The sequence below is a fragment of the Caulobacter zeae genome (assembly GCF_002858925.1).
GTDB classification, from domain to species: Bacteria; Pseudomonadota; Alphaproteobacteria; order Caulobacterales; family Caulobacteraceae; genus Caulobacter; species Caulobacter zeae.
This window is the reverse complement of sequence record NZ_PJRS01000014.1, coordinates 1-2,300: the sequence shown is the minus strand read 5'-3', so window position 1 is coordinate 2,300 and position 2,300 is coordinate 1. Positions and strand designations below refer to the sequence as shown.

The 2,300-nt window shown below is 69.6% G+C and carries 1 protein-coding gene; it reads right to left on the bottom strand.

Translation table 11 applies throughout. The features are described 5' to 3' along the window. Positions 1–71 precede the first annotated feature (71 nt). A partial coding sequence (locus SGCZBJ_RS07330; protein WP_101717377.1) for a membrane-bound PQQ-dependent dehydrogenase, glucose/quinate/shikimate family occupies positions 72–2,300 on the bottom strand: 2,229 nt, incomplete at its 5' end.

The window sequence follows — 2,300 nt, the reverse complement described above, 5'->3', positions numbered from 1 at the left end:
AGGTTCCAGCGGCTCCAGATATCGGCCGGCGAGGGGCCGGCGCCGCAGTAAGGCGTCCAGGTCTCCATGGCTCAGCCTTTCGGCAGGGCGTAGGCGATCACGTAGTCGCCCTCGGGCGTCTCCATGAAGTGATGCCCGCCGGCCATGATCACCACGTACTGGCGGCCGTCCTGCTCGTAGACCATCGGATTGGCCTGGCCGCCGGCCGGCAGCACGTCGCTCCACACCGTCTTGCCGGTCTCGATGTCGATGGCGCGGAACAGGTTGTCGGTCGCCGCGGCGATGAAGACCAGGCCGCCGGCGGTGACCACCGAGCCGCCGTTGTTGGGCGTGCCGATGTCGATAGGCAGCATCGAGGGGATGCCAAAGGGCCCGTTGCGCCGCGCCGTGCCGAACGGGCGATCCCAGAGGGTGGCGCCGCTCTTCAGCTCGATGGCGCGGATCCCGCCGTAGGGCGGACGCTTGCACAGCATTCCCGTACCGGGCATCCGCCAGCCGGCGTTCACGTCGATGGCGTAAGGAACGCCCGTCTGCGGATCGCCAGCGCCCTCGGCCCCGCCGGCCTTGGTCTTCTCGCGCGGATCGCCGCGCGGGAACCAGCCCCTGGCGTCGGCCACCGCCCGCGGCACCAGTTGGTTGTAGTTGGGCATGTCGTTGTAGTTGGCGACGATCACGCCGCGGCGCGGGTCCAGCGCGATCCCGCCCCAGTCCGAGCCGCCGTTATAGCCGGGATACTGGATCCAGCGGGCCTTGGCTTCGGGCGGGGTGTAGGGGCCGTTATAGACCGCGCGCTTGAACTGGATGCGGCAGATCATCTGGTCGATCGGCGACATGCCCCACATGTCCTTCTCGGTCAGCCGGGGCTTGGCCAGGCTGTGATAGAGCGAGAAGGGCTGGGTCTTGGCCCGCTCGGCCGGCTCGACACCGCCGCCGGGAACAGCGCGCTCCTCGACACCCGTCAGCGGCCGGCCGGTGCGCCGGTCGAGGATGTAGATCTCGCCCTGCTTGCTGGGCAGGATGATCGCCGGCACAAGGCCGCCCGCCGTCGGGAAGTCGACCAGCGTGCCCTGCGAGCCCAGGTCATAGTCCCAGACGTCGTTATGGGCGGTCTGGAATTTCCAGCGCGGCTTGCCGGTGACGACGTCCAGCGCCACCAGGGCCGAGGACCATTCCTTCTCCGCCGGGCGGCGCAGCGAGCTATAGTAGTCGGCGGCCGAATTGCCCATCGGCAGGTAGACCAGGCCAAGGGCGTCGTCGCCGGTAGCCGTGGTCCACATGTTCGGCGTGCCGGGCGTGTAGGTGCGCCCCTGCGGCGGCAGGCCGGTGATGTCGGGCGCCATCATATCCCAGGCAAAGCGCATCTGGCCGGTGACGGCGTCGTAGCCCTGGATGACGCCCGACGGCGCCCAGCGCTTCTGGCCGTCCAGCACCTGGTGGCCGGTGACGATGATCCCGCGCACGATGGTCGGCGCAGACGTGATCGACACCATGCCGGGCACGACCTCGCCCATGCCGGTCTTGATGTCGACCTGGCCGCCTTGGCCAAAGCCCGCGCAGGGCTTTCCGTTGCGGGCGTCAACGGCGATCAGCCGGCCGTCCAGCGTGCCCTCGATGATCCGCGCGGCGCAGGCGGCGTCGGGCGCTGCGCCAGGTTGTACGAAGTAGGTCACGCCCCGGCAGGCGGCCGTATAGGGGATGGCGTCCTTGGAGATCTGCGGGTCATAGGCCCAGCGCTGTTTGCCGTCGCGGGCGTCCAGCGCGAACAGCTTGTTCATCGCCGAGCACAGATAGACGCTGTCGCCGATCTTCAGCGGGGTGGTCTCGGCGCCGAACTTCTCGGGCAGGTCGCCGGTGCGGAAGGTCCAGACGCGCTCCAGCTTGCCGACATTGGCCTTGGTGATCTGGGCGGCGGCCGAGAAGCGCTGGGCGTCTTGCGAGCCGCCATAGGCGATCCAGTCGGCGCCCATCGCAGCGCCGGGTCCGGCGAGCGCCGCAGGCAGCGGCTTGGCCGGCGTCGGGCGATTGGCCGCCGCAACGACCGCGCCGCCTACGCCGACCAGCAGGACGAACGCCGCCAGCCCCGCCAGCATCGGCTTGGTGCCTCGCCTAGTCAGCACCGGCAGCGACAGCAAGACCAGCAGCAGGATCACCAGCGGGGCGACGAGACGCGGCACGAGCGCCCAGCCGTCCAGCCCCGTCTCCCACAGCGCCCAGACAACGGTCAGCGCAAAGATGACGAAGTAGACGATCGCGCCGGCCGGCTTCAGTCGAGCGACCAGCACGCCCGCGATCAGCAGGCC